4 protein-coding genes are annotated in these 2,669 nt (G+C 73.4%); all 4 read left to right on the plus strand.

Features of this window, described 5'->3' with window-relative positions; translation table 11 throughout:
• Positions 1-705 (plus strand): 4Fe-4S dicluster domain-containing protein (locus ABYE80_RS19555; RefSeq protein WP_372791983.1); only part of this gene is annotated, 705 nt, incomplete at its 5' end.
• Positions 689-1,153 carry a cyclic nucleotide-binding domain-containing protein gene (locus ABYE80_RS19560; protein ID WP_372791984.1) on the plus strand — a complete coding sequence of 155 codons (465 nt, stop codon included), beginning with the start codon at positions 689-691 and terminating at the stop codon, positions 1,151-1,153. The genes ABYE80_RS19555 and ABYE80_RS19560, both read left to right, overlap by 17 nt.
• Positions 1,131-1,949, plus strand: a complete 819-nt coding sequence (locus ABYE80_RS19565; protein WP_372791985.1) for an FAD/NAD(P)-binding protein — start codon at positions 1,131-1,133, stop codon at positions 1,947-1,949. Before ABYE80_RS19560 ends, ABYE80_RS19565 begins: the two co-directional genes overlap by 23 nt.
• Positions 1,946-2,669 (plus strand): oxidoreductase (locus ABYE80_RS19570; RefSeq protein WP_372791986.1); only part of this gene is annotated, 724 nt, incomplete at its 3' end. The genes ABYE80_RS19565 and ABYE80_RS19570, both read left to right, overlap by 4 nt.

The raw sequence follows: 2,669 nt of genomic DNA on the forward strand, positions 1-2,669 counted from the left end.
ACCCACTCCGACACCGACTACGCCGCGCGACGCCGGTCGCTGTTCGTGCTCGCCGTGAACTGCGGTCAGGCGGGCGGGACGTGCTTCTGCGTCTCGATGCGCACCGGACCGAAGGCGACCGAGGGGTTCGACCTCGCGCTCACCGAGCTGTGCGACGGCGAGCACCACCGGTTCGTGGTCGAGGTCGGCAGCGCCGAGGGCGCCGCCGTGATGGCCGAGGTCCCCCACGACACCGCCGGCGACACCGACCTCGCCGCCGCCGCGGCAGCCGTCGAGCGCGCCGCCGGGCAGATGGGCAGGACGATGGACGCGGACGCGGTCCCCGCCCTGCTGGCCGCCAACCTGGAGCATCCCCGCTGGGAGGAGGTGGCCGACCGCTGCCTGGCCTGCGGCAACTGCACCGCGGTCTGCCCGACCTGCTTCTGCACGACCGTGGAGGACGTCACGGACCTCAGCGGCCACGACGCCGAGCGCACCCGGACCTGGGACTCCTGCTTCAACCTGGACTTCAGCTACGTGCACGGAGGCACGGTGCGCAGTTCGGGCACATCGCGCTACCGGCAGTGGATGACCCACAAGCTCTCCACGTGGGTCGACCAGTTCGGCAGCTCCGGCTGCGTCGGCTGCGGACGCTGCATCACGTGGTGCCCGGTCGCCATCGACATCACCGAGGAGGTGGCAGCGATCCATGAAGGACATCAGTGACCTGCTGGCGGAGTCCCCGGCGTTCGCGGGACTCGCCCCCGAGCTGCTGGACACCCTGGCCGGGTGCGCCATCAACGACGGCTTCAGCGACGGCGAGGCCCTCCTGCGGGAGGGCGAGCCGGGCGAGGTCTTCTACGTCATCCGTCACGGCGCGGTGGCGCTCGAGACCGACGCGGCCACCGGTCCGCTCGTCATCGAGACGCTGCACGAGCACGACGTCGTCGGCTGGTCGTGGCTCGTCCCGCCGTACCGGTCGCACTTCCGCGCGGTCGCGCGGGGAGAGGTCCGGGTGCTGCGCATCGACGCCCTCTGCCTGCGCGGCAAGTGCGAGCAGGACCCGGTGCTCGGCCGCGAGCTGTACCGCAGCTTCGCCGGGATCATCACCCAACGGCTGCAGGCCACGCGCCTGCGGCTGCTCGACGTCTATGGACCTGTTGCGAGCACCTGACGAGGCCGGACCGTACGCGCCGCGGGTGCACCGCGTCGCGGACCGCCGCCAGGAGACCGACGACACGTGGACGATCACGCTCGACCACGACGGCGCCGGGTTCGCGCCCGGGCAGTTCTCGATGCTCTACGCGTTCGGCGTCGGCGAGGCGCCCATCTCGGTCGCCAGCGTGCAGGAGGGGCTCGCCCACACGATCCGGGCGGTCGGCCCCGTGACCCGGGCGCTGTGCGCCGCGCCCGCCATCGGCGTCCGGGGGCCGCTCGGCACCGGCTGGCCGCTGGACGCGGCCCGTGGCGGCGACCTCGTGATCGTGGCCGGCGGCGTCGGGCTCGCGCCGGTCCGCGCGCTGGTCGAGCATGCGCTGGACCGGCGCGACGACCACGGCCGCATCGTGCTCCTCTACGGCGCCCGCACGCCGGCCGACCTGCTGTACCGCGCCGAGCTCGACGCCTGGGCCCGGCAGGGCGCCGAGATCCTCGTGACCGTGGACGCCGCCTCCGGCACCTGGCGTGGGCGGGTCGGTGTCGTCCCGGGACTCGTCCCGACCGCCGGGCTGGACGGCCCCGCGACCACCGCGATGGTCGTCGGTCCCGAGATCATGATGCGGTTCGCGACCGACGCCCTGCGCGACGCGGGGGTGCCCGCCGGACGGATCTTCGTCTCGCTGGAGCGCAGCATGAAGTGCGGCATCGGCCTCTGCGGCCACTGCCAGCTGGGTCCCCTGCTGCTGTGCCGGGACGGCCCCGTCGTCCCCCAGCCGGTGGCCGCCCCGCTGCTGAAGGTGCGTGAGCTGTGAGCCGCCCGCGCCTGGCCGTGTGGAAGTTCGCGTCCTGCGACGGCTGCCAGCTCAGCCTGCTCGACTGCGAGGACGAGATCCTCTCGCTCGCCGGGGAGGTGGAGCTCGCGTACTTCCTGGAAGCGTCCTCCGACGCACGGCCCGGCCCGTACGACCTGAGCCTCGTGGAGGGCTCGATCACCACCCCGCAGGACGTCCGGCGCATCCGTGAGGTCCGGGAGCAGTCGCGGGCGCTGGTCACCATCGGCGCGTGCGCGACCTCGGGCGGGATCCAGGCGCTGCGCAACTGGGCCGACGTGGAGGAGTTCGCGGCCGCCGTCTACCCGTCCCCCGCGATGCTCTCCACGCTCGCCACGTCGACCGCGATCAGCGATCACGTCGCCGTGGACTTCGAGCTGCACGGCTGCCCGGTCGACAAGCGCCAGCTCTTGGAGGTGGTCGGCGCGTTCGTCCACGGGCGGCGGCCGGCGGTCCGCGCCACCAGCGTCTGCGTGGAGTGCAAGGCCGCCGGTCACGTGTGCGTCATGGTCGCTCACGGCACGCCGTGCCTGGGCCCGGTCACCCACGCCGGGTGCGGTGCGCTGTGCCCCGGCTTCGATCGCGGCTGCTACGGGTGCTTCGGTCCGATGCCCGCCGCGAACACGCCCTCCCTGAGCCGCGAGTGGGGGCGGCAGGGTGTCGAGACGCCCGACGTCGTGCGCGCGTACCGCACCTTCAACG

Source organism: Paraconexibacter sp. (assembly GCF_041602235.1).
GTDB lineage: Bacteria > Actinomycetota > Thermoleophilia > Solirubrobacterales > Solirubrobacteraceae > Paraconexibacter.

Excerpts from the sequence above, each read along its gene's own strand:
- ABYE80_RS19565 (WP_372791985.1), top strand. The coding sequence starts at position 1,131 with ATGGACCTGTTGCGAGCACCTGACGAGGCCGGACCGTACGCGCCGCGG.
- ABYE80_RS19560 (WP_372791984.1), top strand. The coding sequence starts at position 689 with ATGAAGGACATCAGTGACCTGCTGGCGGAGTCCCCGGCGTTCGCGGGA.